The following is a 24,393-nucleotide window of genomic DNA, read 5'->3' as shown; positions in this document are numbered from 1 at the left end:
CCTCAGGCCTTCTTGGAGTCTTCACCGATCAGGAGCTTGGTGTCCGACAGGTACATGTGCGGCGGCACCGGCAGGTTGTCGGGCGCGGGCTTGTTCTTGAAGACCCGGCCAGCCAGGTCGAAAGTGGAACCGTGGCAGGGGCAGAGGAAGCCGCCTTCCCAGTCGTTCGGCAGCGAAGGCTGCGGACCGGCCTGGAAGCGGTCGGTCGGCGAGCAGCCCAGGTGGGTGCAGATGCCGACCACGACCAGCACGTCGGGCTTGATCGAGCGGTGCTCGTTCTGCGCGTACTTGGGGGTGAATTCGTCGGGATGACGCTTGGAGAGGGGGTCGGCCAGCTGGCCGTCCAGCTTGGGAAGTTCGGCGATCTGCGCGGGGGTGCGCTTGAGGATCCAGACCGGCTTGCCGCGCCATTCGACGGTGATTTTCTCGCCGACCTTGAGGCCCGAGATATCGACCTCGACCGCGGCGCCCGCGGCCTTGGCCTTCTCGGAAGGCTGGAAAGTGCTCACAAAGGGAACGGCGGTTGCCACGCCGCCCACCACGCCGGCGCAGCTGGATGCAATCAACCACGTCCGCTTGCTGGTGTCGATCCGGGGCGAGCCGGAGGTCATGTCACTCATGGGGATCCTCTTGTCTTCTTCGCTGGAGCAGGAGTCAACCCGAGATTGTAGCGGGGCGCTCAAGGGATATTCAATGGCCGCCATGCGCGTGGCCGGCGAACGACGGCAAGGCGCGCCGCATTCGCGGGGCGCCCGCCGGGGGCGACAAGGGCTGTCGCCGCGGGGACTTCAGTTCAGAAGACCGTGCTGCATCGCCTCGTGGACCGCCTGGGTCCGCGACTTGACGGAGAGCTTGCGATAGATGCTCTTCGCATGAAACTCGATGGTGTTGACCGACAGGTAGACCGCGTCCGCGATCTGCCGGTTGCTCCAGCCCTGTGCGATGAGGCGCAGCACCTTGAGTTCCCGTGGCGACAGCAGGCCCTGCGGCAGCCTGGCGGCAGAAGCCTGCTCCGACGACGACGACGGCACCGGGGCCTGGACGCGGATGGGTTCGATCGTGCGCGCCTTCGCGTAGGCGGCAATCGAACCGAGGATGCGCCGCGCGATGCGCGAATCCATCGGCGAGCCGCCGCGCTCGATGGAGCGCAGCAGATAGGCGAGTTCGGCGTCGTCGGCTTCGGTCAGCAGATAGCCGATGGCGCCGGCAGCGATTGCTGCGTTCACGAGTTCCTGGTCGTCGGTTGCCGACATGCCGATGCTCTCGATGCGCGGATAAGCCTGGCGCACATGATGAAGCAGCGCGGCGCCGTCATTGCCCGGCAGCCGCATGTCGACCAGCACGAGGTCATAGGGCAATGCCGCCAGCAGGTTGAGCGCCTCGGCCCGGCCCGACGCGATCACCACGCGGCGATGCGGCGCGAGTTCGGCGAGGATGCGCCGCATGCGGTCGGCGGCGATGGAATCGTCAGCGACGATCAACGCTGCGTGAAAAACGCCGCCATACAACTGCGCGGCCGATGGCACATGCCGCACGGCGGCGGCGTATTGCATGCTCATTTCCATGACCGCTCTCCTGCCGGCACGCAGCGGACTTCGCCCGCGCTGCATGCGTTTTCAATGCCCAAGAAAAAATTGATCACGCGACGTCCTCTGGCTCTGTGTCTACCCGCAGGTAGCGACGAAATGTTGACTTTCGTTTCAGATACCGCAGGAACGATGCCCGCGCGGAGGAACACCGGGGCGCACGGCGCGCCAGCGCATGTAGTACTTTGATTTCATTGAAGAAATTGCCTCGAACGACCCGAAAAACGAGGGCTTGAGGAGGCCTTGAAAAGGCCGTTTTTTCGCCGTTGTTACGTGCGGGTTACTGCGTGTGTTACGTAGCACCGCGCCACACGAAACGCACTCCGGAACGCGTATCGAAACGTCACCACGCGATTTGCGCGATGTCTGCGAAGCCGCATGGGCGTTGGCTTTACGAGCACCTCGTTGATTTTCCGATGCGTCGTCAAGCTGCGTGCATACATCCAGAACTACGGATCCCGGTGATGTTCATCGAAGACCTCGATTCCTAGCATCAGTTGCATTGGGTAACGCAATGAAACCCAACCCTGCTTCCACGCGACGAGGGCGCTTGGAAGACCAGAAATGGCAACTGATTCTTCAAGGAAAAAAGTCCAAATGACTACATCCAAGCGCTCCAGCGTTCGCTCGTTCATCGTTCATCGCCCAGGCGTCAGCCGCCTTCTCGCTTCGGTGCTCGTGGGCGCCGGCTATGTGATGACGTTGCCGGTGGCATATGCCCAGGTCCAGGTGGGCGGAAACAACGTCAATGTGGTGGGGGGGCCGAACAACGGGGTCCTGACCTCCGCAGACGGAATATCTACGCCCACGCTGACCGCAACGAGCGTCAGTGCGGGCAGCGTGACTGCCAACAGCGGCACCATCAATACGTTGAGTTCGGGCAGCATCACGGCCGGCACAGTCGCCGCAGGCAGCATCACCGCAACTCGGGTGACCACAACCAGCCTGAGCGCAACATCGGCAACGGCCACCAACCTGACCTCGACCAGCATCAGCACCGGCACGATCACCGCAGGCACCGTGTCCGCAGGCAACGTCAGTGCCGCGACCGTCACGGCCGGCACCGGCACGATCACCAACCTGACATCCACCAGCATCAGCACGGGCACCCTCACCGCAGGCACTGTGTCTGCAGGCAACGTCAGCGCCGCGACCGTCACGGCCGGCACCGGTACGGTCACCAACCTGACCTCCACCAGCATCAGCACGGCCACTCTCACCGCAGGCACCGTGTCTGCCGGCAGCGTCAGCGCCACCAACGTCTCGGCCGCCAACGGCACGATCAACAACCTGGCCACGACCAGCATCTCGGCAGCCAACGGCACGATCAACACGCTGAGCGCGAGCAACGTGACCACGGGCAACCTGTCGTCGGGCAACGGCACTATCCAGTCGCTGACCTCGACCAACATCCTGACGACCGGCATCACCGCGACCAACGTGCAGGCAACCAATGTCGATGCCACCAGCGTCGTCACGACCAACCTGACGTCGAACACCGGCAGCATCTCAACGCTCACGTCCACCAATGTCAGCACCACCAACGTGACGGCGTCGAACGGCACCATCAACACGCTGAGCTCCGCCAATGTCAGCACGACGAACCTGACGGCGTCGAACGGCACGATCAACACACTGAGCGCAACCAACGTCAGCACCACGGACCTGACTGCTGCAAACGGCACCATCAACACGCTGAGCGCGACCAATGTCAGCACCACAGATCTGACGGCCAACAACGGCACCATCAACACGTTGAGCGCAACGAACGTCAGCACGACGGATCTGACTGCCAGCAATGGCACCATCAACACGCTGAGTGCCACCAACGTCAGCACCACGGACCTGACTGCCAACAACGGCACCATCAATACGTTGAGCTCGACCAATGTCAGCACGACGAACCTGACAGCCAGCAACGGCACGATCAACACGCTGAGTGCTACCAACGTCAGCACGACGGATCTGACCGCCAACAACGGCACCATCAACACGTTGAGCGCCACCAACGTCAGCACCACCAACCTGACGGCCAACGCCGGAACGATCAACACGCTGAGTGCTACCAACGTCAGCACGACGGACCTGACCGCCAACAACGGCACCATCAACACGTTGAGCGCCACCAACGTCAGCACCACGAACTTGACGGCCAACGCCGGCACCATCAACACGCTGAGTGCCACCAACGTCAGCACCACCAACCTGACCGCCAACGCCGGCACCATCAACACGCTGAGCGCCACCAACGTCAGCACGACGAACCTGTCGGCGAGCCGCGGCACGATCAACACGTTGAGCGCAACCAACGTCAGCACCACCAACCTGTCGGCAGCCAGCGCCACCATCAACGCGCTGACCGCCAACACGGTGAGCGCCACGACGGTGAATGCAAGCACGGTGAACGCCACCACCGGCAACTTCCAGACGGTCACGGCGGCCAACGGCAACATCACGGTGCTGAACACGCAGACCGGCAACATCACCACGATCAACGCCGTGACCGGCAACGTCACGACACTGAACGCGGGCACGGTCAACGTCACCGGCAACGTGACGGCGGGCGGCACCATCACGGCGGGCAACGGCGTGGTCGCCAACGGCCGCGTGCAGAACGTGGCTCCCGGTGTCCTGCCGACGGACGCCGCGAACATGTCGCAGTTGAACCAGGTCCGCAACGAAGTGCAGGACATGCGCAAGACCAGCAGCACCGGTGCGGCCATCGCCCTGGCAGCAGCCTCGGTGCCGGCGCTCGAAGCGGGCAAGAGCTTCGGCATCGGCGTGGGCGTGGGCTCGTACGACGGCCGCTCGGCCCTCGCTGCGGCGGCCAGCTTCCGCATCGGCGAAGGCGCGCAGATCAAGGTGAACATCGGCAGCGGCAGCAGCGGCAAGGTCGGCGGCGGCATCGGCGCCTCCTGGTCCTGGTAATCCGGCCCGGCGTGCCTGCGGCGCCCCTGCGCTGCGGGAACGCCCGCTGATGAAACGGAAGGCCGGCCCCTATACTGGGTTGCCGGCCTTTTTCACTTGCATGAAGGCCGGCATTTCCTGCAGCGGCCGACCTTCTGACCCGTCCATCACACGGCTTCATGAACTCACCTTCTCTCGCCCCCGCACCCTCCACATCGGCAGCAGATGCCGGCAGCCTTCTGGAACAGGGATTGGTGCTGCACCGGGTGGGCCGTTTCGCCGAGGCCATCCAGGTCTACGAAGCCCTGCTGTCGCGCTTTCCGGAGCATGCCGACGCGCTGCACCTGACGGGCGAGGCGCTGTACCGGCAAGGACGACCGAAGCTGGCACTGAACTACGTGAACCGCGCAATCGCGCGGTCGCCGCACCACTTCTACTTCAACACCCGCGCGACGATCTTCATGCACATGGGCCTGCCGGCCGAAGCGCAGCAAGACCTTCGCCGTGCGATCAAGGCGCTGCCGAACTACCCCGAGGCCTACGTGAACCTGTCGGCGGTGTACCGCCAGCAGAAGAAGTTCCGCCAGGCCCACGAGGCCGCGGCTGAAGCCACGCGGCTCGCACCACAGGCGCCCGCGGCATGGAACAACGCCGGCGCAATCGACATGGAGCAGGACCGCTTCGACGAGGCGATCGTGCAGTTCCGCCAGGCGCTCGCGCTCGATCCTGGCTATGCGGCCGCGCACAAGAACATCGGCAAGATCCGCGCGCATCAAAAAGACTGGGCCGCCGCGCTCGACTCGTACGAGCGGGCCGCGGCCGACCCGCAGGATTGCGAGGCCGCCTTCATGCTCTCCAGGGCGCTGCAGAGCTGCGGCCGCACCGAGGAGGCCATCGCACCCATGCAGCGCGCCATGCGCAACTGGCCGGCCGAGGAGCGCCACAAGGCGCTGTCCGACCCCGAAGGCGTGGCCGCGCTCTACGGCGTGTGCGGCGCGCTCGAAGGCGTGTCGATGCGCTTTGCGGAATCGGCCGAGCTCTACAAGCTGGCGCTGGAAAGCCTGCCCGAGCACGAGCTCCTGCTGAACAACCTGGGCACGGTGAACTTCCGCCTCGGCCATTTCGACACCGCCATCGAAGTGCTCAAGAAGGCGCTCGAAGTGCATCCGCGCCAGGTGCTCGCACGCTGCAACCTGGGCGTGACCTATGTGATGGCCGGCCAGTCGGAGGCGGCCATTGCGGAGTTCGAGCAGTGCCTGCGCGACGACCCCGACTTCATGCCGGCCATGGTGTGGATGCTGGGCGAAAAGGCGCACATCGCCGACTGGAACGGCGTACCCGAACTGCGCGCCAGGATCGCGGCGCTGCTGGACAACCCGAACAACGACCAGACCGTGTCGTCGTTCATCCTGATGTCGAACTACGACGATGCGCGCCGGCTGATGAACTGGACCCAGCGCTCCGCCACGCTGGCCGACCGGAACACGGGCATCAGGCCTTTCGCCGATGCCGGCGCGCGCCGCACGGCGCCGCGCATCCGCGTGGGCTACTACTCATTCGACTTCCGCAACCACCCGGTCGCGCACCTGACCGCCGAGCTGTACGGCCAGCATGACCGTAAAGATTTCGAAGTCTTCGTCTACTCCTACGGTCCGGACGACGGCCATCCTGCGCGGGCGCGCATCGCCGCGTCGGCCGAGCACTTCGTCGACATGCACGGCCAGTCGATCCAGCAGATGGCCGAGCGCATCCGCGAGGACGAGATCGACATCCTGATCGACCTCTCGGGCGACACGCGCGGCGCCAAGCCGCAGGTCATGGCCTATCACGCGGCGCCGGCGCAGCTCATGTGGCTGGGCTACATGGGCACCAGCGGCACGCCTAACTACGACTACCTGGTGTCCGACAACTTCCTCTCGCCGCCGGGCACGGAAGACTGCTACACCGAGAAGCTGCTGCGCCTGCCCGAGACCTTCCAGGTGATCGACACGAAGCGCCCGGTCAATCCGCAAAAGGCCACGCGCGCCGAGCACGGGCTGCCCGAAGACGCCTTCGTGCTTTGCAACTTCTCGCAGTCGTTCAAGATCCAGCCCGAGACCTTCGAGGCGTGGGTGCGCATCGTGCAGGGCATTCCGAACTCGGTGCTGTGGCTGGCACAGGGCCCGCACGGCTTCGAGCACAACCTGCGCGCGCAATGGGACAAGGCGGGCCTGCCGGCCGAGCGCCTGATCGTGTCGCCGCGCATGCCGGTCGACCAGCATCTGGCGCGCATCGGCCTGGCCGACCTGTTCATCGACACCTTCCCCTACAGCAGCGGCGCCACCGCGAACGACGTGCTGTGGTCGGGCGTGCCGCTGCTGGCGCTCACGGGCACGACGATGGTGTCGCGCATGGCAGGCAGCCTGCTCGGCGCCATCGGGCTGCCGGAGCTGGTGGCTACGAACCACGGCGAGTACGTGCAGAAGGCCATCCACTACGCCACGCACCCGGAGGAGCTGGCCGCATTGCGCGCGCGGCTCGTGGCGGCCAAGGTCGCGCGCCGCGGCTACTTCGACACGCCGCGCTTCGTGCGCCATCTCGAGGACGGCTTCAGGCAAATTGCCGCGCGCAGTCGTGAAGGGTTGCCGGCCGCGCATGTCGATGTTGCGCCACGCTCGCTGGAGAAGTGAGCAATCGCGGGCATACTCGACTTTCCTTCAACAGCAGAGCTCCAGCAGCCTTTTGAATCATGAGCATCCTCAGTGAATTCAAGGAATTTGCCGTCAAGGGCAATGTCATCGACCTCGCGGTCGGCGTGATCATCGGTGCAGCGTTCGGCAAGATCGTCGACTCGCTCGTGGCCGACATCATCATGCCGCTGGTCGGCGTGGTGTTCGGCAAGCTCGACTTCTCCAACCTCTATGTGGTGCTGGGCACGGCGCCCGCCGGCGTGGCGAACACGCTGGCAGACCTGAAGAAGGCCGGCGTTCCGGTGCTGGCGTATGGCAACTTCATCACCATCGCAGTCAACTTCGTGATCCTGGCCTTCATCATCTTCATCATGGTCAAGCAGATCAACCGCCTGAAGCGCAACGAAGAGCCTGCACCGGCCGCGGCCCCTGAGACACCCGAAGACGTGGTGCTGCTGCGCGAAATCCGCGACAGCCTCAAGCGCCCCTGATCAAGCGCCCTTGAGCACTTGGGCCATGCGCAGCGCCTCGACGAGGCTCGACGCATCGGCCAGCCCCGTTCCCGCGATGTCGAACGCGGTGCCGTGATCAGGGCTGGTGCGCACAAGCGGCAAGCCCAGCGTCACGTTCACACCCTTCTCCACGCCCAGGTACTTGACCGGGATCAGGCCCTGGTCGTGGTACATCGCCACCACCACGTCGAACTCGCCACTGGAGGGCACGCCGTGCCTGGCGCGTGCGCGCATGAAGACCGTGTCGGGCGCATAGGGCCCGCTGGCGTCGATGCCTTCGGCGCGCGCGGCCTCGATGGCCGGCGCGATGATCTCGCGCTCTTCCGAACCGAACAGACCGCCCTCGCCCGCATGCGGGTTGAGGCCCGCCACGCCGATGCGCGGCGCGCGGCCCAGCGCATGCGTCAGCGCGCGATGCGTGATGCGCAGCGTTTCGAGCACGCCTTCGAAGCGCACGGCCTCGATGGCATTGCGCAGCGACATGTGGATGCTGACGAGCACGGTGCGCAGCTCGTCATTGGCCAGCATCATGCGCACCGGCACGTCGGCCACGGTGCGGCCCAGATGCGCGGCCGCCTCGGCCTGCAGCAGCTCGGTGTGGCCGGGGTACGGAAAGCCGGCGGCCGACAGCGCTTCCTTGTGCAGCGGTGCGGTCACGATGGCGCCGATCTCGCCGCGCAACGCGGCCCGCGCGGCCCAGATCACGCATTCGCCCGCCACGCGGCCGGCCTCTGCGCTGATACGGCCCGTTTCGATGTGCGATGGCGGCGCGATCACCTGCAGCACGGGGATGCAGCCCGGCGGTACGGTCGCGGCTTCGGCGACGGATTCGATCTCGAGCACAGGCCAAGCCAGCTGACCCGGTCCGGCCAGGGCCTGCGAGGCCTGGCGCATCGTGCCCACGTCGCCGGCGACGAAGGCGCTGCGGGTCGCATCAGGTGCATCACGAAACGCCTTGGCGATGATCTCCGGCCCGATACCCGCGGGATCGCCCAGCGTGATGGCAATGGCCCCGCTCATTGAAATACCTCCGCGCTTCGCACTGCGGTGCGAGCTTGCTTGGGGCGGCCCGGCGCTGCGCTCATGCCGGGTTGTCGATGTCGATGAACTCGTGCTTCAGCCCGAGCTGCGCCGCCACATGCCCGGCCACCGCCGGCGCGCCGTAGCGTTCGGTGGCGTGGTGCCCGCAAGCCAGGAAAGCCACGCCCATCTCGCGCGCGTAGTGAGCCTGGGGCTCCGAGATTTCGCCGGTGATGAAGGCGTCGGCGCCGGCCGCGATGGCGGCTTCGAAATAGCCCTGCGCGCCACCCGTGCACCAAGCTACGTTTTTGATAGCACGATGCGCCGTATCGACGAGCGTGACCGGCCTTTTAAGCACACCTTCGACGTGCATGGCGAGCGCCTGGGCGTTGGCAAAGCTCTCGCCGCTTTCCTGCATGCCGAGAAAGCCCAGCTCCTGCTCGCCGAAGCGCCCGGTCGAACCGGCATGGGCCACGAGCCCCAGCTTCAGGCCGAGCTGCGCGTTGTTGCCGAGTTCGGGATGCGCATCGAGCGGCAGGTGGTAGGCGAACAGGTTGACGTCATCGCCCAGCAGCAGGCCCAGGCGCTGTTTCATCCAGCCGGTGACGCAGCCGTCCTGGCCGCGCCAGAACAGGCCATGGTGAACGAAGATGGCATCGGCCTCGGCGTGGATCGCGGCCTCGATCAGCGCGCGGCTGGCGGTCACGCCCGAGACGATCTTGCGGACCACGGTGCGCCCTTCGACCTGCAGGCCGTTGGGTCCGTAATCCTTGAAGCGCCCGGGGGCCAGCAGCAGGTCGAATGCATGGAGCAGTTCGTGGCGGGTGGTGCTCATCGCGCCATTGTCGCGCCGCCCGCGGGGGCCGCGCCATCCCGCATGGCATGGCCGCGCGCGGCCAGGGGCAGGAACGCCAGCAGGAAGCCCAGCCCGGCCAGCACTGCGACGTAGTGCGCCGGCGCCATCGTGTCACGCTGCAGCCAGAGCGTGAGGATCACCGGCGTCAGCCCGCCGAAGACCGCGTAAGACATGTTGTAGGCGAACGAAAGCCCGGTGAAGCGCACCGGTGCCGGGAAGGCGCGCACACCTGCGATCGGTACGGTGGCGATGGTGCCCACGAACAAGCCCACCAGCCCGTAGTGCCAGAACAGCGTGGCCGGCGTGCCGGGCAGCCCGCTGTAAAACAGGTAGGCCGTGACGAACAGGCCGCCCCAGCCAACAAGCATCACAGTGCGCGTGCCGATGCGGTCGCTGGCCCAGCCAGCCAGCATGCAGCCAATGGTCAGCGTGAGCGTGGCGAGCGCGTTGGCCTCGAGCGCCAGCGCAGCGGGAATGTGGTGCACCTTCTGCAGATACGTGGGCGTGTACAGCACCACGACCACGATGGCGGCAGACAGCACCCAGGTCAGCAGCGCGACGTACACGCAGGCCAGGCGGTGCTCGCGCAGCACGGTGCGCAGCGGCATCTCGCGCGCCACGCTGCGGCGGCCAGCCAGCTCCTTGAAGACCGGCGTCTCGTGCAGGAACCGGCGTAGGTACACCGACACCAGCCCGAACACGCCGCCCAGGATGAAGGGAATGCGCCAGGCGAAGTCGCTCACCTGCTCGGGCGAATAGTGGCGGTTGATGGCCACCGCGATCAGCGAGCCCAGCAGGATGCCGCCGGTGATGCCCGAAGTCAGCATGCCGATGCCTAAGCCGTAGCGCTTCGCCGGTACGTGCTCGCCCACGAACACCCAGGCGCCGGGCATCTCGCCGCCGATGGCCGCGCCCTGCAGCACGCGCATCGCCAGCAGCAGCAGGGGCGCGGCGACGCCGATGCTCGCGTAGGTCGGCAGCAGGCCGATCACCAGCGTGGGCGCAGCCATCAGGAAGATCGACAGCGTGAACATGCGCTTGCGGCCGAAGATGTCGCCGAAATGCGCGATGACGATGCCGCCCACCGGGCGTGCGAGGTAGCCGGCCGCGAAGATGCCGAAGGTCTGCAGCTGCCGCAGCCAGTCGGGCATGTCGACCGGGAAGAACAGCGCGCCCAGCACGGTGGCGAAGAACACGTAGATGACGAAGTCGTAGAACTCCAGGGTGCCGCCGAGAGCGGACAGGCCGAGGGTCTTGTAGTCGCTCGAGTCGAGCGTGCGTGCCGGCGCCGGCTGCGCGCCGTCCGGGAAGGTTGCTTCTGAAGTCATGGCTGGCAGGGAGATCGTGATCGCGCGCCAGCCCGCGGGACCGGGTGACAAAACGGAAAAATGGCGCGCTGGCGAAATGCCTGGCCGCTTCCACCGGGTGGGCAGCGCGGGAGGCCTGAAAAACACGGGCCGGATGGGACCGACCTGCGATGCTAGGTGTTAACCCGGCTTTACGTACGCAGGAAGTCTTAATCTCGACCTCTGCGAGCGGTTTCTGCACCAGGCGGTTGAGGGACAATTGACAACATTGCTGCGTTGCACTGCAGCCTTCCAACGTCTTTTTCACCAATCTTTCATGAAACGCACCTGGCTGCTCTTCGCCCAAGCCGTGACCGTCCTGCTCGCGGCCTACTTCGTCGTCGCGACGCTCAAGCCCGAGTGGATCAACAAGCGCGCAACCTCGCTGGGCGGCGTGGTGTCGATCGTCGAGGCACCGGCCGGCAACCCGGGCGTGACAACGCCTGGCAGCCTGAGCGTGCCGGCCAAGAAGGCCTCCCCGGCGGTGGTGAGCATCAACACCAGCAAGGCCGCGCAGCGCCACCCGCGAAGCAACGACCCGTGGTTCCGCTTCTTCTTCGGCGACCAGGACGACCAGCCCCAGGTGGGCCTGGGCAGCGGCGTGATCGTGAGCCCCGACGGCTACATCCTCACCAACAACCACGTGGTCGAGGGCGCCGACGAGATCGAAGTGACGCTCAACGACAGCCGCCATGCGCGCGGCAAGGTGATCGGCACCGATCCCGACACCGACCTGGCCGTGCTGAAGATCGAGCTCGACAAGCTGCCGGTGATCGTGCTGGGCGATTCAGACGCGCTGCAGGTGGGCGACCAGGTGCTGGCCATCGGCAACCCCTTCGGCGTGGGCCAGACCGTGACTAGCGGCATCGTCTCGGCGCTGGGCCGCAACCAGCTAGGCATCAACAACTTCGAGAACTTCATCCAGACCGACGCGGCCATCAACCCCGGCAACTCGGGTGGCGCGCTGATCGACGTCAACGGCAACCTGCAGGGCATCAACACCGCGATCTACTCGCGCTCGGGCGGCAGCATGGGCATCGGCTTCGCCATTCCGGTGTCGATGGCCAAGATCGTGCTCGAAGGGATCGTGAAGGAAGGCCAGGTTCGCCGCGGCTGGATCGGCGTGGAGCCGAGCGACCTGTCGCCCGAACTCGCCGAGACCTTCGGCGTGAAGGCGGACGCGGGCGTGATCATCACCGGCGTGCTGCAGAACGGCCCGGCCGCCAAGGCCGGCATTCGCCCGGGTGACGTGATCACCTCGGTGGGCGAGAAGAAGACGGACAACGTACAGGCGCTGCTGACCGCCGTGGCCGGCCTGAAGCCGGGCAGCACCTCGCGGTTCGCGCTGCAGCGCGGCAGCGACAAGATGGAGCTGGATGTGACGCCGGGCCTGCGCCCGAAGAGCCCGGTCCGGCAGGTACCGCCGAGTCAGCCCGAATAACGGGCTGTCAGGTCGGTCGATCAGGATTGCGCTGAATCAGCGCTTTCCTCTTCCTCTGGCTTCTTGCCGGAACTGGCGAAGTACCTGGCACCGATGATGCCCACTTCGTACAGCAGGCACATCGGCACCGCCAGCGCCAGCTGCGACACCACGTCGGGCGGCGTGAGCACCGCGGCAACGACGAATGCGACCACGATGAAGTAGCCGCGGAAGGACTTCAGCTTCTCGATGGTCACCATCTCGAAACGCACCAGCAGCATCACGACGATCGGCACCTGGAAGGCCACGCCGAAGGCGATGTAGAGCGACAGGATCGCCTCGACGTACGAGGAAATGTCGGGTGTTGCCTGCACCGCGGACGGTGCGAAGCGCTGGATGAAGCTGAACATCTTGTCCAGCACGAAGAGCTGCACGAACGCGATGCCCGCATAGGCCAGCAGGCTGCCGAAGAAGATCAGCGGCAGCGCGAATTTCTTTTCATGGCTGTAGAGCCCCGGCGCAATGAACATCCACGCCTGGTACATGAGCCAGGGCAGCGCCAGCAGCACGGCGGCCATCATCAAAACCTTGAGCGGCACGAAGAACGGCGAGAACACGCCGATGGCGATCAGCTTCGCGTCGTGCGGCATGTGCGCCTTGATCGGCATCGCGATCAGGTCGATCAGCCCGCCCGGGCCGGGCCATATGGCCAGCAGGATGCCTGCGACCACGAGGCCGTAGACGCAATAGAGCAGGCGGTCGCGAAGCTCGACCAGGTGCGCCACGAACGGCTGTTCGGTGCCCGCCAGCTCGTCTTCTTTGTCTTTGTTCTTGTTGTCGGAATCAGCCATTGGAAAAGAAGATAGCGTGACGTCGGCCGGCGTGCGGCGCGCGCAGAACGCAGTGTTGTGGATGCGCTAGTTGATCTTGTTGATCGTGTGCGGGCGGAAGCGCGCAACGCGCGCCGCGCCCGACAGCGCCTTGGTGCGCACGCCGTTGCGCGCCTTGTACCACTGTGGCGTGGCGCCCTGTTTCAGGCGCCAGTTCTTGCGGGGATGCTTGTATTCGGGCGGCGACGGCTCGGGTTCGGCCAGCGCCGAGAGGGTTTCGCCCGAACCGCTGAACTGCTTCTCGAATTCGCTCGCGCCCGTGTGGATGCTGTGCTCGACGTCGCGCGCCGCATCCTCGACGGTGGTCTTCATCTTGCGGAGCTCGTCGAGCTCCATCGAGCGGTTGACTTCGGCCTTGACGTCGTTCACGTAGCGCTGCGCCTTGCCAAGCAGGGTGCCGACGGTGCGGGCCACGCGCGGCAGCTTTTCCGGGCCGATGACGATCAGCGCCACGACGCCGATCAGCGCCAGCTTCTCAATGCCGAGGTCGAGCACGTGCGGTCCGCGCTCAGGACTTCTGACGCGCTTCGACGTCGATCGTCGGCTTGTCGCTGTTGGCCGGCTGGCCGGTCACTTGCTGGGCGGGGGCCGACGAAGCGGCGGCATCGGACGAGCTGCCGTCCTTCATGCCGTCCTTGAAGCCCTTGACGGCGCCGCCAAGATCCGAACCCATGTTCCGCAGCTTCTTGGTGCCGAAGATCATGACCACTACGAGCAGCACGATCAGCCAGTGCCAGATGGAAAAAGAACCCATGGAGAACTCCTAAGAATGTGTCCGATTTTAGTCGGGCGGAATGTGACAGTTTGGCTTAATGCCGCTCAGCCGCGAAGCCACGGCCGGGGACCACCCATGACATGGACATGGAGATGGTGAACCTCCTGCCCACCCTCGGTGCCGGTATTGACCACGACCCGGTAGCCGCCGTCCGGATAGGGCCTGCAGCCCTGCTCCAGCGCCAGCTTGGGCGCCAGGATCATGATCTTGCCCATCAGCGCCTGGTCGTCGGGCGTCAACTGGGCCATCGAGGCGATGTGCTTCTTGGGCACCAGCATGAAATGCACCGGCGCCCAGGGCGCGATGTCGTGGAAGCCGAACAGGTCTTCGTCTTCGTAGACCTTGCGCGAGGGAATCTTGCCCTCGATGATTTTGCAGAAGATGCAGTTGGGATCGTGTGACATGGAGGTTGTTCGTTAGACAGCCATGGGCTTGCGTTCGCTCCAGTTCAGCCAGCCCTTGACCAGCCGGTAGATCATCCACACGGCAGTGACGAAGAGAATGGGGAAGCCGATCAGGATCCAGATGGTGATGAACCCCAGGATGGACCAGACCAGGCCCCACCAGAAGGTGCGGATCTGCCAGGTGAAGTGGCTTTGATAGAGCGTGCCCTCCGTATCCTCGCGCTTGAGGTAGTTGAGCACGATGCCCACGATCCCCGTGAGGCCGCCCGTGAACCACGAAAGCGCATAGAGGATGTACACCGCCAGCGTGATCTGGCGCAGGCTTTCCAGCTGCTCGGGCGTCTTGCCGGAGATGTCGTCGATCGCGGTGATTTCGCTCATTCGGAGGCCCGGCCTTTCTGCTGCTCTTCGATGCCGCGTTGCTGCACCTTGCGCAGCGCTTTTTCCTCGATGCCGCTGGTGCCCTCCCGGCGCTCGAGTTCCGCGGTGACGTCTGACGGGGAAAAACCGTAGTGCGCCAGCGCCACCATGGTGTGGAACCACAGGTCGGCCACTTCGTTCACTATTTTCGAACGGTCGCCGCCGTGGTCGGCGTCCTTGGCGGCCATCACGACCTCGGTGGCTTCCTCGCCGATTTTCTTGAGGAAGGCGTCGGGGCCCTTGTGCAGCAAGCGCGCGACGTAGCTCTTCTCGGGATCGCCGCCGCGCGCGGGCAGGCGGCTTTCGATGACCGCGGCCAGGCGTGCGAGGGCGTCGGAGGTGTTGCTGTTCACTGTGGCCGTCATTTGTAGATCGACTCCGGGTCTTTCAAGACGGGTTCGACCACCGTCCACTGGCCCTTTTCGTACTTGCTGAAGAAACAGCTGTGGCGCCCGGTATGGCAGGCGATGCCGGGCTCGTGGCCGAGCTGGGTGACCTTGAGCAGCACCACGTCGTTGTCGCAGTCGAGGCGGATCTCGTGCACGGTCTGCACGTGGCCCGACTCCTCGCCCTTGAACCAGAGCTTGTTGCGCGAGCGGCTGAAATACACCGCGCGGCCCAGCTCGGCGGTCTTTTCGAGCGCCTCGCGGTTCATCCAGGCGAACATCAGCACGTCGTTGCTGCCCTGTTCCTGCGCGATGACCGGCACCAGGCCGTTCGCGTCCCACTTCACTTCATCGAGCCAATTCATGGAAGTATTGTCGGGGATAGGAAAAGACCCTTTGGACACGCTTCAAGCATCGATCCGCACGGGAATGCCGCGCGCAGCCATGCGGGCCTTGGCCTCGCCCACCGTGTGCTCGCCGTAGTGGAAGATGCTGGCCGCCAGCACGGCGTCGGCGCCGCCGGTCTGGATGCCGTCGGCCAGGTCGTCGAGGCTGCCCACGCCGCCCGAGGCGATCACCGGCACGCTGACGGCATTGCTCACCGCGCGAGTCAATTCCAGGTCGAAACCGCTCTTGGTGCCGTCCCGGTCCATGCTGGTCAGCAGGATCTCGCCGGCGCCGCGGCGCGCCATCTCGGTCGCCCATTCGACGGCGTCGAGGCCGGTGTTCTTGCGCCCGCCGTGGCTGTACACGTCCCAGCCCGCGCCGCGGATGGCGGCTTCTTCGGGACTGCGGCGCTTGGCGTCGATGGCGACCACGATGCATTGCGAGCCGTACTTCTGCGCGGCGTCGCTGATCACCTGCGGATCGGCGATGGCGGCCGAGTTGAAGCTGGTCTTGTCGGCTCCGGCGTTGAGCAGCCGGCGCACATCGGCCACCGTGCGCACGCCGCCGCCCACGGTCAGCGGAATGAAGATCTGCGAAGCCACCGCCTCGATGATCGGCAGGATCAGGTCGCGGCCATCGCTGGTGGCGGTGATGTCGAGAAAGGTCAGTTCGTCGGCGCCCTGGGCGTTGTAGCGCGCGGCGATCTCGACCGGATCGCCGGCATCGCGCAGTTCGAGGAAGTTGACGCCCTTGACGACGCGGCCGCCGGTGACGTCGAGGCAGGGAATGATGCGTTTGGCAAGCATGGGATGTTGAACAACCGGTAGGGAATCAGAGAACGCGGAGCTGTTGCCAGCCCTGCCATTGGGCGCCAGGCATCAGCAGCACGGGCTCGTCGATGCGGGCGGCCTCCACGCAGAGCATGTGGCGAAAGCCATCGGCAGGCATGTCGGCGAGTTTCGCACCGAGCACCGCGCCGGGGTTCCAGACCACGGTTTCGCTGCAGCTCGCGCTTTGGGAGATTTCGAGCTTGCCGCCCGGCTGAACCAGCCGCAGCGGCTGGGCGGGCGCGGCATAGACGCTGTCGAACTCTGCATCGAAATGCAACGCCGCCGCGGTTTCCACCCAGCGGTCGTCGCGCAGCGAATCCCAGCGGTTGGCGCCCTGCAGGCCCTCAAGCCGCACGTTGGCGATGTCGTCGACGCGCAGGTAGGTGTGCAGCGCGGCGGCAAAGGTCCAGGGCGCGCGGTCGATATTGACCAGCGTGAGCGTCGTGCGCAGCTGGCCGCCGGACAAAGCGGCTTCCAGCCGCGCCTCAAAAGCGTGCGGCCAGAGCTTTCGGGTGGCTTCGGAGTCGCGAAGCGTCAGCCTCAGCGTTTCGGGCGCATCCGAAACCTCGTGCACCCAAGGCAAATTGCGCATGAATCCATGCTTGGGCAACATGCCGCGCTGGTTGAATTGGGGGCAGCAAATGGGCACGCCGCCGCGGATGGCCGTATGCCCGTCGAACACTGCCGAAGGGCTCAGGTAGAGCCTTTCCACCCCGTCAGCCGCGGTCCAAGAGAGCACTTGCGCCCCATGCAAGGCCACCGTGAGGGTGCTCCCATCGATGCCGTTGGCACGCAGAGCGGGCTGGCCGCGAAACTCGATCGGGGTGATTTCCATGGCGAGAATTGTAGGCAGCACCCGCACCGTGGCACGGAATTGGCATCAAGGGCCATTGCGTGCCCGGGGCCTTCTTGGATACCCTGTGATCGCTTGCATCGAGGGACAACGTGCAAGTCGGTCCCGTGCACTCGGAAAAACTACTCTCACACGACAAGGGGATACGCATGAAGAAGCTGCCGATGGCCGCCTGGATCCTGATCGCGATGGTGCTCGGCATCATCCTGGGCTACATGATCTTCTCCAGCTTTCCGGACAAGAAAGCCGCGAAAGAAATCGCAGACTACGTCTCCATCATCTCGGATGTGTTCCTGCGCCTGATCAAGATGCTGATCGGCCCGCTGGTGTTCTCCACGCTGGTGGTGGGCATCGCGCACATGGGCGACGCCAAGTCGGTCGGCCGCGTGTTCGGCAAGGCCATCGGCTGGTTCCTCACCGCCTCGCTGATCTCGCTGGTCATCGGCCTGGTCATGGCCAACCTGCTCAAGCCCGGCGAAAACCTCGGCCTGCCGCTGCCCGACATCGGCGCCTCGGCCAACCTGGCCACCTCGAAATTCACGCTGAAAGACTTCGTGAGCCACACGGTGCCGAAGTCCTTCGTCGAGGCCATGGCCAACAACGAGATCCTGCAGATCGTGGTGTTCTCGATGTTCTTCGGCGTGGCGCTCGCCTCGCTGGGCGACAAGGCCAAGACGCTGGTCGCCGCCATCGAGGAGCTGTCGCACGCCATGCTCAAGATCACCGGCTACGTCATGAAGCTCGCGCCGCTCGCGGTGCTGGCCGCCATGGCCGCCACGGTGGCCGTCAACGGCCTGGGCATCCTGCTGAAGTTCGCGGTGTTCATGGGCGACTTCTACCTGGGCCTTTTCGTGCTGTGGAGCGTGCTGGTGCTGGCGGGCTTCCTGTTCCTCGGCCCGCGCGTGTTCAAGCTGCTGGTGCTCATCAAGGAAGCCTTCCTGCTGTCGTTTGCCACTGCCAGTTCGGAAGCGGCCTACCCGAAGATCCTGCAGGCGCTCGACCGTTTCGGCGTGAAGCGCAAGATCTCCAGCTTCGTGATGCCGATGGGCTACTCGTTCAACCTCGACGGCTCGATGATGTACTGCACCTTCGCCGTGCTCTTCATCGCGCAGGCCTACAACATCCACATGCCGATCAGCACGCAGATCACCATGCTGCTGATCCTGATGCTCACCTCCAAGGGCATGGCCGGCGTGCCGCGCGCCTCGCTGGTGGTGATCGCAGCCACGCTGAACCATTTCGACATTCCCGAGGCCGGCCTGCTGCTGATCCTGGGCGTGGACACCTTCCTCGACATGGGCCGCTCGGCCACCAACGCAGTGGGCAACTCCATCGCCACCGCGGTGGTTGCCAAGTGGGAGGGCGAGCTGATGTCCGAGAGCGATGCCGAGGTCAACGCCAAAGCGCTCGACGAGGAAGCCAGCGCCACCCTCGCCCACCCCGCCCACGCGTGAGGCGCGCCATGAAGCCCAAGGCCACGCTGTCGGTTTTCCTCGCCGGACTGCTGGCGGCCGCCGTGTTCGTGCTGGCGGCACCGGCACAGGCGCAGGAACAGGCAGCGCCCACCGCGCTGACCGGCACCCTCGCCAAGGCCCGCGAAACCGGCGCCATCACCATCGGCTACCGCGAGTCGTCGGTGCCGTTCTCGTACCTCAATGCGCGCAAGGAGCCGATCGGCTATTCGATCGAGCTTTGCCGCGCGCTGGTAACGGCCATCGAGGACGCGGTGAACAGGAGCCTCACGATCAAGTGGGTGCCCGTCACGTCGGACTCTCGCATCGACGCGGTCGCGAGCGGCAAGGTCGACCTGGAATGCGGCTCGACCACCAACAACCTCGAACGCCAGAAGCGCGTGAGTTTCTCGCCCACGATGTTCGTCTCGGGCACCAAGGTGCTGGTGAAGAAGGGCTCGCCGATCAAGTCGTTCCGCGACCTCGCGGGCAGGAAGGTGGCCGTCACTGCCGGCACCACCAACGAGAAGACGCTGCGCGACCTGTCGGAGAAGTTCAAGCTGAACATCAACCTGCAGGTGACGCGCGACCATGCGGAGTCGTTCGGGCTGGTGAAGAGCGGCCAGGCCGATGCCTTCGCGACCGACGACGTGCTGCTCTACGGCCTGATCGCGCAGGACGCCGCCAAGGCCGACTACGAGGTGGTCGGCGACTTCCTCTCCTACGACCCCTACGGGATCATGTACCGCAAGGGCGACCCGCAGCTGAACAAGGTGGTCGTCGACACCTTCCAGGTGCTGGCGGAGGACGGCGAGATCGAGCGGCAGTACAAGCGCTGGTTCCTGCGCAAGCTGCCGTCGGGGGAAAGCATTAACCTGCCGATGAGCGCGCAGCTGGAAACGATCATCCAGACGATGTCGGTGAAGGCCGAATAAGCCCTCATTCAACTGCTACCGCGCTGGCCACTCCCAGCGCGGTATTTCGCTCATGTCGAGGTTGGCGATGCGCGTCTCGCCGAACTGCTTTTCGAGCACTACCGGCTGCAGGCCTTCGCTGTCGTCCAGCGCGGCAATCAGCCGGGCGGCGTGCGACACCACGATCACCTGCGACTGCCGCGCGGCCTGCGCAATCAACCGCCCCAGGGCCGGCAGCAAGTCGGGGTGCAGGCTGGTCTCCGGCTCGTTGAGCACCAGCAGCGCAGGCGGGCGGGGCGTCAGCAGCGCCGCGATCCACAACAGGTAGCGCAGGGTGCCGTCGGAGAGTTCGGCGGCTGTAAGGGGCCGCAGCAGGCCGTGCTGGCGCATCAGCGTCTCGAAGCGGTCGCGTGTCATCTGGACCTCGATGCTTGCGCCGGGGAAGGCGTCGTCCACCGCGCGGTCGAGTGCTTCGCCGTCCCCGATCTCTCGGATGGTCTGCAACGCCGCGGCCAGGTCGGCGCCGTCGTTGGCCAGCACCGGCGTGTAGGTGCCCAGTTGAGGCTGGCGAGCGGGCGCATCGGCGTCGGAGCGGAAGTGGTCGTAGAAGCGCCAGGAGCGCATCTGCTCGCGCAGCGTGAGCATCTCGGGTGCATCGCGCGGGTCGGCGTGCTCCGTCATCATGCTGGCGAAGGCCGGAATCGGCCGGCCGACAGCCTGCCAGCTTTTGCCCTCGCGCAGGCGCAGCGCGGCGCCCTTGCGGTCGACTAGGTGCGTCGAGGGGCGCAGCAGCGGGCCGCTCCAGATGGCCTCGTGCTTGATCTGCGGGTCGCTCGAAAAGGCCGTCGATGAACTCGGTGGCGGCAGGCCGATGTCGATGGCGTAGCCGAAATCTTCAGCCTCGACGCCAGCGAACCCCAGCTTCAGCGCGACCGGCTCGCTGCGCGATGTGCCCTGCACCGGCACCTCGCCCCGCAGCATGGCCGCCGAGAAGCGCTCGGGCCCGGCCCACAAGGTCGATGAAAGCCCGCCCTCGCGCACCAGCGAGCGGATCACCCCGCCATTGGCGATGTCCGCCAGCAGACGCATCGCCCGGTACACGCTCGACTTGCCACTGCCGTTGGCCCCGGTCACGACCGTGAGCCGGCCCAGCGGCACGGTCAGCTGCCGCAGCGAGCGGTAATTGGCGATGGCGAGCGCGGAAAGCACGCGCTGCGCGGTTAGAGCGTCAGGCGCCGGCCAGTTCGTCCGCGCGGGCCTGCGCGGCGGCGAAGTCGAGGTCGCCCGAATAGATGGCGCGGCCGCAGATCACGCCCTCGACGCCATCGGACTCGACTGCGCAAAGCTTGTCGATGTCCGCCATGTTCGACAGGCCGCCCGAGGCGATCACCGGAATGGTCAGCGCCTGCGCGAGCTTGACGGTGGCTTCGATGTTGATGCCCGAGAGCATGCCGTCGCGGCCGATGTCGGTGTAGATGATCGATTCGACCCCGTAGTCCTCGAACTTCTTGCCCAGGTCGGCCACCTCGTGGCCCGTGAGCTTGCTCCAGCCGTCGGTGGCGACCTTGCCGTCCTTGGCGTCCAGGCCCACGATGATGTGGCCGCCGAAGGCGCTGCAGGCGTCTTTCAGGAAGCCGGGGTTCTTGACCGCGGCGGTGCCGATGATCACGTAGCGCAGGCCGTCGTCAATGTAGCGCTCGATGGTGTCGAGGTCGCGGATGCCGCCGCCGAGCTGCACCGGAATGTCGTCGCCCACCTCTTTCAGGATCGCCTTGATGGCCGCGTGGTTCTGCGGCTTGCCGGCGAAGGCGCCATTCAGATCGACCAGGTGCAGCCGGCGCGCGCCGGCCTCGACCCACTTGCGGGCCATGGCAGCGGGGTCTTCGCTGAAGATGGTGGACTGGTCCATGTCGCCCTGCTTGAGGCGAACGCAGTGGCCGTCTTTGAGATCAATGGCGGGAATGAGGAGCATGGAAGTGACGCGAGTGTGCGGAATCCGGGCTGTGAGAGGTTCGGCCCGGTCGGAAAAATGGGTTCAGGGATTCCAGTGGAGGAAGTTGCGATACAGCTGCAGCCCGTGGTCCGCACTCTTCTCCGGGTGGAACTGGGTTGCAAAAATGTTATCGCGTGCGATGGCTGCGGTAAAGCTCGCGCCATATTCCGCCTCGCCCACGCTGTGTTTGGGGTCGGTCGGGCGGGCGTAGAAGCTGTGCACGAAGTAGAAGTAGCTCTGGTCGGGCACCCCTGCCCACACGGCGTGCGGCTGGGCCTGGCGCACCTGGTTCCAGCCCATCTGCGGCACCTTGAAGCGGCTGCCATCGGGCTGCAGGCGGCCAGCCAGGTCGAACTTGACGACCTCGCCCGGAATGAGGCCCAGGCCATCGGTGGGGCCCTCGTCGCTGCGCGACAGCATCATCTGCATGCCCACGCACACGCCGAACAGCGGCTTACTCGCCGCGGCTTCGAGCACCGACTCCTGCAGGCCGGAGTCGCGCAGCTCGCGCATGCAGTCGGGCATGGCGCCCTGCCCCGGCAGCACCACGCGGGTCGCCTTGCGAACCACGTCGGGGTCGGAGGTGACGAACACCTCCACGCCGACCTGGTCAGCCGCATGGCGCACGGCCTGCGACACGGAGTGCAGGTTGCCCATGCCGTAGTCGACCACGGCAACGGTATTTGCTACAGATTTCATAGCTGATGGGCGAACGCGTTCAGAGCGAGCCCTTCGTCGAGGGAATGACGCCGACGGAACGCGGGTCGAGTTCGAGCGCGCCGCGCATGGCGCGCGCAAAGGCCTTGAACACCGTCTCGCACTGGTGGTGCGCATTGACGCCCTTGAGGTTGTCGATGTGCAGCGTGACGAAGGCGTGGTTCACGAAGCCCTGGAAGAACTCGTAGGTGAGCTGGCTGTCGAAGGTGCCGATCATGCCGCTGGTGAACGGCACGTGCATCACGAGGCCGGGGCGGCCCGAGAAGTCGATGACCACGCGGCTCAGCGCCTCGTCGAGCGGCACGTAGGCGTGACCGTAGCGGCGGATGCCCTTCTTGTCGCCGATAGCCTTGGCCACGGCCTGGCCCAGCGTGATGCCGACGTCTTCCACCGTGTGATGACCGTCGATGTGCAGGTCGCCCTGGCAGTCGATGTCGAGGTCGATCAGCCCGTGGCGGGCGATCTGGTCGAGCATGTGGTCGAAGAAGCCGATACCGGTAGCAAGTTTGGCCTTGCCGGTGCCGTCGAGGTTGACGCTGACGGTGATCTTCGTCTCGGCGGTGTTGCGGGTGACCGTCGCGGTGCGATCGGTGCTGCCCGGGTTGGTGGGGGTGGTCATAGTGAGGCTTCGAGTGCCGCGAGCATCCGCGCATTCTCGTCGGCCGTTCCGACGGTGAGGCGCAGACAGTTTGCGAGCAGTTCGTGCATTTTAGAAACGTTCTTGATCAGAACCCCGTGTGCCTTCATGCCCTCGAAGGTCTTGGCGGCATCGGGCACGCGCAAAAGAATCATGTTGGCGTCGCTGGGCCAGGTCTTCACGCCGGGCAGGCGGCCGAGGCCCATCATCAGGCGTTCGCGCTCCTCGCGGATCTGCCGGGCCTGCGCCTCGAACACCTCGGCGTGCTCCAGCGCGAACAGCGCGCACTCGCAGTTGAGCACGCTGATGTTGTAGGGCGGGCGCACCTTGTCGATCTCGGCGACCAGCGCGGCCGGCCCCATCATGTAACCCAGGCGGATGCCGGCCAGGCCGAACTTGCTGAGCGTGCGCATCAGCAGCACGTGGCCGTGCTTCGCGAGCTGGTCGATGTAGCTGCGGGCGGCGAAGGGCTGGTAGGCCTCGTCGATCACCACCAGGCCGCCCTGCGCGCCCTGGGCTTCGACGATCTTCTCGACGACGGCGTCGTCCCAGAGGTTGGCGGTCGGGTTGTTCGGGTACGCGAGGTAGACGATGGCGGGCTTCTCGCTCGCGATGGCAGCCAGCATGGCGGCTTCGTCGAGTTCGAAGTCGGCCGTGAGCGGCACGCCGACGAACTTCAGGCCCTGCAGCTTCGCGCTCATGGCGTACATGACGAAGCCGGGCACGGGCGCCAGCACGGTGGCACCGGGCAGGTCGCAGGCAATGGCCAGCAGCGAGATCAGCTCGTCCGAGCCGTTGCCCAGCATCAGCCTGAAGCCCTCGGGCATCTGCGCGTGCGCGGCCAGCGCGCGCTGAAGGTCGGCGCCGCGCTCGCCCGGGTAGCGGTTGAGCGCCAGCGCACCGAGGCGCGCGCCGAGTTCGGCCTGCAGCGCGGGCGGCAGGCCGAAGGGGTTTTCCATGGCGTCGAGCTTGACGAAGCCGCGCGCGTCCTGCACCGCGTAGGCATGCATGGACCGCACGTCGTTGCGGATGCGGTCGAGCGGCGGGCGGGCGGATTGGGGAGCAGCGGTCATCGGGTGCAGCGGTAGCTGTTTCGGAGGGCGCCGGCCATGACCAGTTGCACTGGCATGTCGGCTTCGTAACTGTCGGCGTTGCGGGTCAGTTCGGTCTGGTAGAGCGAACGCGCCATGGAGGGTTCGAGGCGGCGGCCCTCGACGCAGAACACGGGCTTCTGCCCGTTGCGCTGCGACGATTCGACACCTTCGCGCAGGCCTTCGAGCACGCCGACCAGGTAGTAGCTGGCGTAGGCCTTGCCGTCTTTCTCGCTGGCTTCGAGCGTGCGCAGTTCGCGGATGCTCATGGCCTGCGCGCCGGTGGCGGCCGCCAGCGCGAGCAGCAGGAAGGCGGCGGCACGCTTCAT

At 65.7% G+C, this 24,393-nt stretch carries 26 protein-coding genes; 6 read left to right on the top strand and 20 right to left on the bottom strand.

Going from position 1 to position 24,393, the window contains the following annotated elements:
* Window positions 1-2: 2 nt before the first annotated feature.
* Window positions 3-620 (bottom strand): ubiquinol-cytochrome c reductase iron-sulfur subunit, encoded by a 618-nt coding sequence (gene petA / locus ACTG4X_RS08255; RefSeq protein WP_093048676.1) that lies wholly within the window; start codon window positions 618-620, stop codon window positions 3-5.
* Between the two features lie 168 nt (window positions 621-788).
* Complete coding sequence (locus ACTG4X_RS08250) at window positions 789-1,565, bottom strand: LuxR C-terminal-related transcriptional regulator (protein ID WP_440533580.1); 777 nt, start codon at window positions 1,563-1,565, stop codon at window positions 789-791.
* Window positions 1,566-2,183: 618 nt separating this feature from the next.
* Between ACTG4X_RS08250 and ACTG4X_RS08245 the strand changes: the two genes are divergently transcribed.
* From ACTG4X_RS08245 to mscL, 3 genes are all read left to right on the top strand, one after another.
* Complete coding sequence (locus ACTG4X_RS08245; RefSeq protein WP_440533579.1) at window positions 2,184-4,514, top strand: YadA-like family protein; 2,331 nt, start codon at window positions 2,184-2,186, stop codon at window positions 4,512-4,514.
* Between the two features lie 158 nt (window positions 4,515-4,672).
* A complete protein-coding gene (locus ACTG4X_RS08240; RefSeq protein WP_440533578.1) occupies window positions 4,673-7,162 on the top strand; it encodes a tetratricopeptide repeat protein in 2,490 nt (829 codons plus the stop codon).
* Between the two features lie 59 nt (window positions 7,163-7,221).
* Window positions 7,222-7,653, top strand: coding sequence for a large conductance mechanosensitive channel protein MscL (gene mscL, locus ACTG4X_RS08235; protein WP_093048667.1), 432 nt, complete (start codon window positions 7,222-7,224; stop codon window positions 7,651-7,653).
* Here the strand turns inward: mscL and pdxA are convergent, their stop codons facing one another.
* From pdxA to ACTG4X_RS08220, 3 genes are all read right to left on the bottom strand, one after another.
* Window positions 7,654-8,694 carry a 4-hydroxythreonine-4-phosphate dehydrogenase PdxA gene (pdxA, locus tag ACTG4X_RS08230; RefSeq protein WP_440533577.1) on the bottom strand — a complete coding sequence of 347 codons (1,041 nt, stop codon included), beginning with the start codon at window positions 8,692-8,694 and terminating at the stop codon, window positions 7,654-7,656.
* Between the two features lie 61 nt (window positions 8,695-8,755).
* Window positions 8,756-9,529 (bottom strand): Nif3-like dinuclear metal center hexameric protein, encoded by a 774-nt coding sequence (locus tag ACTG4X_RS08225; RefSeq protein ID WP_093048660.1) that lies wholly within the window; start codon window positions 9,527-9,529, stop codon window positions 8,756-8,758.
* Entirely contained in the window at window positions 9,526-10,878 is a 1,353-nt protein-coding gene (locus tag ACTG4X_RS08220) for an MFS transporter (protein WP_440533576.1), read from the bottom strand. The genes ACTG4X_RS08225 and ACTG4X_RS08220 overlap by 4 nt, the downstream gene beginning before the upstream one ends.
* 295 nt (window positions 10,879-11,173) lie before the next feature.
* On the opposite strand from ACTG4X_RS08220, the gene ACTG4X_RS08215 reads away from it, so the two are divergent.
* On the top strand, window positions 11,174-12,337 hold the full coding sequence (locus ACTG4X_RS08215) for a trypsin-like peptidase domain-containing protein (RefSeq protein WP_093048655.1): 1,164 nt from the start codon (window positions 11,174-11,176) through the stop codon (window positions 12,335-12,337).
* Window positions 12,338-12,357: 20 nt separating this feature from the next.
* Here ACTG4X_RS08215 and tatC read toward each other — a convergent pair whose 3' ends face one another.
* The 9 genes from tatC to ACTG4X_RS08170 form a co-directional block, all read right to left on the bottom strand.
* A complete protein-coding gene (tatC, locus tag ACTG4X_RS08210; RefSeq protein ID WP_093075856.1) occupies window positions 12,358-13,167 on the bottom strand; it encodes a twin-arginine translocase subunit TatC in 810 nt (269 codons plus the stop codon).
* A 66-nt stretch (window positions 13,168-13,233) separates the two neighbouring features.
* The gene (tatB, locus tag ACTG4X_RS08205) at window positions 13,234-13,701 is read right to left on the bottom strand and encodes a Sec-independent protein translocase protein TatB (protein ID WP_007835284.1); all 468 of its coding nucleotides are present in this window, start codon (window positions 13,699-13,701) and stop codon (window positions 13,234-13,236) included.
* 13 nt (window positions 13,702-13,714) lie between these two features.
* Window positions 13,715-13,960: a Sec-independent protein translocase subunit TatA gene (gene tatA, locus ACTG4X_RS08200; RefSeq protein WP_093048649.1), complete on the bottom strand. Its 246-nt coding sequence runs from the start codon at window positions 13,958-13,960 to the stop codon at window positions 13,715-13,717.
* Between the two features lie 65 nt (window positions 13,961-14,025).
* Entirely contained in the window at window positions 14,026-14,385 is a 360-nt protein-coding gene (locus ACTG4X_RS08195; protein WP_097199953.1) for a histidine triad nucleotide-binding protein, read from the bottom strand.
* Window positions 14,386-14,397: 12 nt separating this feature from the next.
* Window positions 14,398-14,766, bottom strand: a complete 369-nt coding sequence (locus tag ACTG4X_RS08190; protein WP_179830473.1) for a DUF4870 family protein — start codon at window positions 14,764-14,766, stop codon at window positions 14,398-14,400.
* Complete coding sequence (locus ACTG4X_RS08185; protein WP_440533575.1) at window positions 14,763-15,170, bottom strand: phosphoribosyl-ATP diphosphatase; 408 nt, start codon at window positions 15,168-15,170, stop codon at window positions 14,763-14,765. The genes ACTG4X_RS08190 and ACTG4X_RS08185 overlap by 4 nt, the downstream gene beginning before the upstream one ends.
* Window positions 15,167-15,556 carry a phosphoribosyl-AMP cyclohydrolase gene (gene hisI / locus ACTG4X_RS08180; protein ID WP_013539725.1) on the bottom strand — a complete coding sequence of 130 codons (390 nt, stop codon included), beginning with the start codon at window positions 15,554-15,556 and terminating at the stop codon, window positions 15,167-15,169. Before hisI ends, ACTG4X_RS08185 begins: the two co-directional genes overlap by 4 nt.
* Before the next feature lie 42 nt (window positions 15,557-15,598).
* Window positions 15,599-16,384: an imidazole glycerol phosphate synthase subunit HisF gene (gene hisF / locus ACTG4X_RS08175; protein ID WP_440533574.1), complete on the bottom strand. Its 786-nt coding sequence runs from the start codon at window positions 16,382-16,384 to the stop codon at window positions 15,599-15,601.
* Window positions 16,385-16,409: 25 nt separating this feature from the next.
* Complete coding sequence (locus ACTG4X_RS08170) at window positions 16,410-17,243, bottom strand: D-hexose-6-phosphate mutarotase (RefSeq protein ID WP_093075859.1); 834 nt, start codon at window positions 17,241-17,243, stop codon at window positions 16,410-16,412.
* Window positions 17,244-17,410: 167 nt separating this feature from the next.
* Here ACTG4X_RS08170 and ACTG4X_RS08165 point away from each other — a divergent pair, with 167 nt between their 5' ends.
* Both ACTG4X_RS08165 and ACTG4X_RS08160 read left to right on the top strand, forming a co-directional pair.
* On the top strand, window positions 17,411-18,715 hold the full coding sequence (locus ACTG4X_RS08165; RefSeq protein WP_093075860.1) for a dicarboxylate/amino acid:cation symporter: 1,305 nt from the start codon (window positions 17,411-17,413) through the stop codon (window positions 18,713-18,715).
* Window positions 18,716-18,723: 8 nt separating this feature from the next.
* Window positions 18,724-19,647 carry an amino acid ABC transporter substrate-binding protein gene (locus ACTG4X_RS08160; protein ID WP_093048631.1) on the top strand — a complete coding sequence of 308 codons (924 nt, stop codon included), beginning with the start codon at window positions 18,724-18,726 and terminating at the stop codon, window positions 19,645-19,647.
* Between the two features lie 15 nt (window positions 19,648-19,662).
* Here the strand turns inward: ACTG4X_RS08160 and ACTG4X_RS08155 are convergent, their stop codons facing one another.
* From ACTG4X_RS08155 to ACTG4X_RS08130, 6 genes are all read right to left on the bottom strand, one after another.
* On the bottom strand, window positions 19,663-20,835 hold the full coding sequence (locus tag ACTG4X_RS08155) for an AAA family ATPase (RefSeq protein WP_440533573.1): 1,173 nt from the start codon (window positions 20,833-20,835) through the stop codon (window positions 19,663-19,665).
* A 19-nt stretch (window positions 20,836-20,854) separates the two neighbouring features.
* The gene (hisA, locus tag ACTG4X_RS08150) at window positions 20,855-21,598 is read right to left on the bottom strand and encodes a 1-(5-phosphoribosyl)-5-[(5-phosphoribosylamino)methylideneamino]imidazole-4-carboxamide isomerase (RefSeq protein WP_093048625.1); all 744 of its coding nucleotides are present in this window, start codon (window positions 21,596-21,598) and stop codon (window positions 20,855-20,857) included.
* A gap of 63 nt (window positions 21,599-21,661) precedes the next feature.
* The gene (hisH, locus tag ACTG4X_RS08145) at window positions 21,662-22,318 is read right to left on the bottom strand and encodes an imidazole glycerol phosphate synthase subunit HisH (RefSeq protein ID WP_093048622.1); all 657 of its coding nucleotides are present in this window, start codon (window positions 22,316-22,318) and stop codon (window positions 21,662-21,664) included.
* 19 nt (window positions 22,319-22,337) lie between these two features.
* Entirely contained in the window at window positions 22,338-22,955 is a 618-nt protein-coding gene (hisB, locus tag ACTG4X_RS08140) for an imidazoleglycerol-phosphate dehydratase HisB (RefSeq protein ID WP_440533572.1), read from the bottom strand.
* Entirely contained in the window at window positions 22,952-24,046 is a 1,095-nt protein-coding gene (hisC, locus tag ACTG4X_RS08135; protein ID WP_097199957.1) for a histidinol-phosphate transaminase, read from the bottom strand. The genes hisB and hisC overlap by 4 nt, the downstream gene beginning before the upstream one ends.
* On the bottom strand, window positions 24,043-24,393 hold the full coding sequence (locus ACTG4X_RS08130) for a hypothetical protein (RefSeq protein ID WP_256216704.1): 351 nt from the start codon (window positions 24,391-24,393) through the stop codon (window positions 24,043-24,045). Before ACTG4X_RS08130 ends, hisC begins: the two co-directional genes overlap by 4 nt.

The organism is Variovorax sp. YR566, from assembly GCF_051992195.1.
GTDB lineage: Bacteria > Pseudomonadota > Gammaproteobacteria > Burkholderiales > Burkholderiaceae_C > Variovorax.
Note: the sequence above shows the minus strand (reverse complement) of the source record. Positions and strands in the feature narration are given on the sequence as shown.